This window comes from Brachyspira sp. (assembly GCF_050873525.1).
Lineage (GTDB): Bacteria > Spirochaetota > Brachyspiria > Brachyspirales > Brachyspiraceae > Brachyspira.
In genome coordinates this window covers 1-4,424 of the sequence record NZ_JBNMIZ010000217.1, presented here as the reverse complement: position 1 = coordinate 4,424, position 4,424 = coordinate 1, and the positions used below count along the sequence as shown (strand labels likewise).

General features: G+C 32.1%; 5 protein-coding genes. 2 read left to right on the top strand and 3 right to left on the bottom strand.

The window, feature by feature from the left end; genetic code table 11:
• The first annotated feature begins 58 nt into the window (after positions 1-58).
• Positions 59-694 carry a hypothetical protein gene (locus tag ACR0QS_RS11465; RefSeq protein WP_432633585.1) on the top strand — a complete coding sequence of 212 codons (636 nt, stop codon included), beginning with the start codon at positions 59-61 and terminating at the stop codon, positions 692-694.
• Between the two features lie 202 nt (positions 695-896).
• A complete protein-coding gene (locus tag ACR0QS_RS11460) occupies positions 897-1,280 on the top strand; it encodes a rod-binding protein (protein ID WP_432633584.1) in 384 nt (127 codons plus the stop codon).
• Between the two features lie 85 nt (positions 1,281-1,365).
• On the opposite strand, the gene lepA is transcribed toward ACR0QS_RS11460, so the two are convergent.
• The 3 genes from lepA to ACR0QS_RS11445 form a co-directional block, all read right to left on the bottom strand.
• Positions 1,366-3,177 (bottom strand): translation elongation factor 4, encoded by a 1,812-nt coding sequence (gene lepA, locus ACR0QS_RS11455; RefSeq protein WP_432633583.1) that lies wholly within the window; start codon positions 3,175-3,177, stop codon positions 1,366-1,368.
• A gap of 138 nt (positions 3,178-3,315) precedes the next feature.
• Complete coding sequence (locus tag ACR0QS_RS11450; protein WP_432633582.1) at positions 3,316-3,834, bottom strand: hypothetical protein; 519 nt, start codon at positions 3,832-3,834, stop codon at positions 3,316-3,318.
• Positions 3,835-3,846: 12 nt separating this feature from the next.
• A complete protein-coding gene (locus tag ACR0QS_RS11445; protein WP_432633581.1) occupies positions 3,847-4,365 on the bottom strand; it encodes a hypothetical protein in 519 nt (172 codons plus the stop codon).
• Positions 4,366-4,424 lie beyond the last annotated feature (59 nt).

The following is a 4,424-nucleotide window of genomic DNA, read 5'->3' as shown; positions in this document are numbered from 1 at the left end:
TACTATTAGTGTAGAGTTTAAAGGCTCTATAATTTACATTTATTAGAAGGAGTAATTTATGATTACTAAAAGACAAATCTTATCATTAATAGCAATCGCTATTATGACGGTTATCGTTTCGGTAGCCTGCGGTGAAAAACCGACTGACGCGGTCGTTGAGGGTTCGACAGAATTGCAAAGCCCAGTTGTGGCTATCCCTGAAAAAGCGGGAAATGTTAATTCCGATATGCCTACTTGGGATGTGAAACAATCTTTCAATTTTGAAATAGTTCCTATTCCAGAACCGACTCCGACTCCAGCGCCTGAAGAAACTAAAAAGACGGGTTCTAAAGCTGACCTTGTCGGAACTTGGAGCGGTCCTTATGCTGTATTTTGGATTGATGCAGAAGGCAATCTAAACTTTAACAATGTCGGAATGGACGGACAATTAGGTTATAACGCTTCTTATGCGGGCTATAACGGAAAAATAGACGAAACTTTTGAATATCCTTATAGTATAACATTAGTTTTCACGCCTCCAGAAAAATGGGGATTAGACCCAAAATCCGAAAAAGGAACATTCACATTTACTAGTCCTACAAGCGGTTGTTTCACGGGTTATGTAGTTAGAAAAATTGGAAATTACCCTTACGGTTGGGGCAGATTTATTGAAAATGACGGAGCCGTTACAAAAACAAGCAATACGCCTTATTAATTAAGCATAATAAATGTTTCTTAATATTTAATTATAAAAAGCGTCATATTTAATATGGCGCTTTTTTATTTTAAACTTTTTTAAATACTGACTTTTTTAATTAGATAAAATCCTTAATCATTTTTTTTAATTTCCGATAATTCAAATATATTAGAACATTCTAAAAAATTTTATTCTTAAATTAAAAACTAAAGGAATATTTATGAATATAATCGACAGATACGATTTGAATACTAAAAGCGCCGATTTGATAAAATTAGAAAATACAAAAAAGCAGTATCAAAATAATAATTCTAAATTTTCTTTGGATATTGAAGACAATAAAATTGCCGAAGGAATTGATAAAAATAAAGAATTTGAAAAAAAGCGTTTGAGAGAAGTTTCCGAAGATTTTGAAGCGCTTATGATTAATCAAATGCTTAAAGAAATGCGAAAAACCGTGAACAAAAGCGAATTGCTAAACGGCGGAATGGCTGAAGAAATTTTTGAAGATATGCTTTATGACGAATATTCAAAGGAATTTTCAAAAACAAAAACTTTCGGACTTTCGGATATTATATACAATCAGTTGGAAAAATATGTTTAAACTATAATAAAATTAGCAAAGCTTATAATAGTGTGATAATAGATTAAAGCATAATAGAATTTTTATTTTATTATGCTTTTTATTTTTATTTCATGTTGTCGTCTGTTTTAAGAACGCTTATAAACGCGTCCTGCGGAATTTCTACGCTTCCTATTGACTTCATTCTTTTTTTGCCTTCTTTTTGTTTTTCAAGCAATTTTCTTTTTCTTGTAATATCGCCGCCGTAACATTTAGCCGTGACATTTTTTCTGAGAGCGCTTATATTTTCTCTTGCGATTATTCTTCCTCCGATTGCCGCCTGCAAAGGAATTTGAAACATATGACGCGGAATAAGATATTTTAATTTTTCTATTATTTGTCTTCCTCGAGTTTCTGCGTTGCTTCTATGCGACATAAAAGAAAGCGCGTCCACGACTTCTCCATGAACGAGTATATCTATTTTTTCAATTTGGCTTTCTCTAAAATCCGAAAAATCGTAATCGAATGAAGCGTATCCTCGCGATATTGATTTTAATTTATCGTAAAAATCGTAAACGACTTCTATCAATGGCAAATCGAATTTTATTTCCGCTCTTCTTTCATCCAAATAATTTAATGAAGTTTGAACTCCTCTTCTGTCTATGCATAGCGAGATAATATTTCCCAAATAATCTGACGGAACTATTATCAAAGCGTTTATAAAAGGTTCGTAGCATTTTTCTATATATTGAGCCGCTGGAAAGTCTACGGGATTGTCTATAATTTTTTCTTCTCCGTTTGTGAGTTTTAATTTTACTTCTACTGACGGACTCGTTATAACCAAATTCAAATTAAATTCTCTCTCCAATCTTTCCTGCACTATCTCCAAATGCAAAAGTCCCAAAAATCCGCATCTATAACCGAAACCTAAAGCGATTGAGCGTTCGGGTTCGTATATAAAAGAGGCATCGTTTAATTTTAATTTTTCCAAAGCCTTTTGTAAGTTTGTATAATCTTCGTCTTCCGCTGGAAAAATTCCCGCAAAAACCATAGGCAAAACTTCTTTATATCCTATAAGAGGTTCGCTCGAAGGATTATTTTCTAATGTTATAGTGTCTCCGATTTTTATGTCCGAGATATTTTTTATTCCCGCGATTATATATCCAACCTCTCCGCTTTTTAATTCGTCTAAAGGTTTGAGTCCCAAAAGTAAAGTTCCGCATTCTTCGATTTCGTAAACCGCTTTGCTTTCCATCAAAAGAATTTTATCGCCTTTTTTTATCGCTCCGTCAAATATTCTTATTATCATAACCGCTCCTCTAAAAGCATCATAATAAGAATCGAATATTAAAGCTCTCGTTTGGAGATTGGAATTGTCTTTTGGAGGAGGAATCATTTTTACAACCGCTTCCAATATTTCGTCAATTCCTATATCGTTTTTTGCGCTCGCTAAAACTATATCGTTTTGATTTACTCCGAATTCTTTTTCCATTTGAGATTTACAAAGTTCGATATTAGCCGCTGGCAAATCTATTTTATTTATTACGGGAACTATTTCCAAATTATTTTCAAAAGCCAAATAAAAATTAGAAATAGTTTGAGCTTCGACTCCCTGCGCCGCGTCAACGACAAGAATCGCTCCCTCGCATGCGGCAAGCGAACGAGACACTTCATAATTAAAATCTACATGTCCCGGAGTATCTATTAAATTAAAAGTATAAGTTTCTCCGTTTTTCGATTGATAAGATAATTTTACCGCCTGACTTTTTATTGTGATTCCGCGCTCTCTTTCTATATCCATCGAATCGAGTATTTGAGCTTTCATTTCTCTGCTTGAAACCGCTTTTGTATGTTCTATTATTCTATCCGCCAGAGTGCTTTTTCCATGGTCGACATGAGCTATTATGCAGAAATTTCTAATCTTATCGGAATAGGACATTTATAATAATTTCCTTTTTTATTTTATGATTTTTATTTTTAAAAATTTTTATTAAAAAAATTTTATTTTAAATTTTATTTTTATTATTAGGATTAATTATAATTCGGTTATTAGGTTTTTGCAAATAATTTAATTTAATTAATTCGATAAATCCCCAATCGGCGCTCTTTTCTCCCAATTTATATCGTTCGACATAGGAGCAGGAAATGTTTTCCAATTTATATTTTTTTTAGCAATCCAAACTTCTTTAGACTCGAATACTCCGTTTTTTTGCATCCACAAATGAAGCTTGTTATAATAAGATTTTTTATAAGCGTAAGTATAATAAAGTTTTCCATTTTCTGAAATATATCCTTCCATAAAAGTCACTTTAATCGAAGGATAGTCCGAAAACACAAGCATAAATTTATTGATATAATCGCTATGACTATAAACCGCCGCATTATTTGAAATCGCTTTTATAAAATTTAATTTCTTTTTTCCGTCTATAATAAGTTCGCCGTCTTTTTGAAAAATATAATTTTTGTCGGCACTTACTCTTTTCTCTTTTATTAAATTAATCCAGTCTTTATCGAAAGATATTGTCTGTTTATTTGTAATAAAAAATAAAACCGTGATAACTAAAAATATAACCGCTATAATAAAAATATATTGCATTTATAAATTTTATTAATATAATTCGCCCGCATAATCTCCGCTCGCCCAGTTAACATCTTCGGGTTGAGGCACGGGAAATTTTCTCCAATTTGCATTTGTATTTGCAACCCATCTGTCATTAGTAAAAGTTGCGTTGTCTTCTTTCCAAGCGTCCAATTTTTCTTCATAACTCGGAACATATTTTGAAAATCTCGTTATTTTAGCGCCTTCAATCGAATATCCTTCTATCATAATTATTCCCAAACTCGGAGCGTTATCGAAGAATAAACTTATTGGCTGTTGATGAGAATAATATGCCTGAGACTCGGAACGCGCTCCTAAAAATTTATATTCTTTTATAAGTAAAAAAGGCGACCTGCCAGAAATCAAAACCCAATTTCCTCCGGGAATAGCTTCGTATAGAGCGCCTTGCATATCTATAGTTTTTCGGTTTATTCGATTAACCCAATTTTGAGAATATTCGCTCGTCCTCGTAATATTTTGAGCGTTAAGCAAATTAATTAAAAATAAAAATAATAAAATTTTCTTCATAATTTTTTCCACTAATTAAAATTAAAATAATAGCAATATTATATATCATATTGCTATAT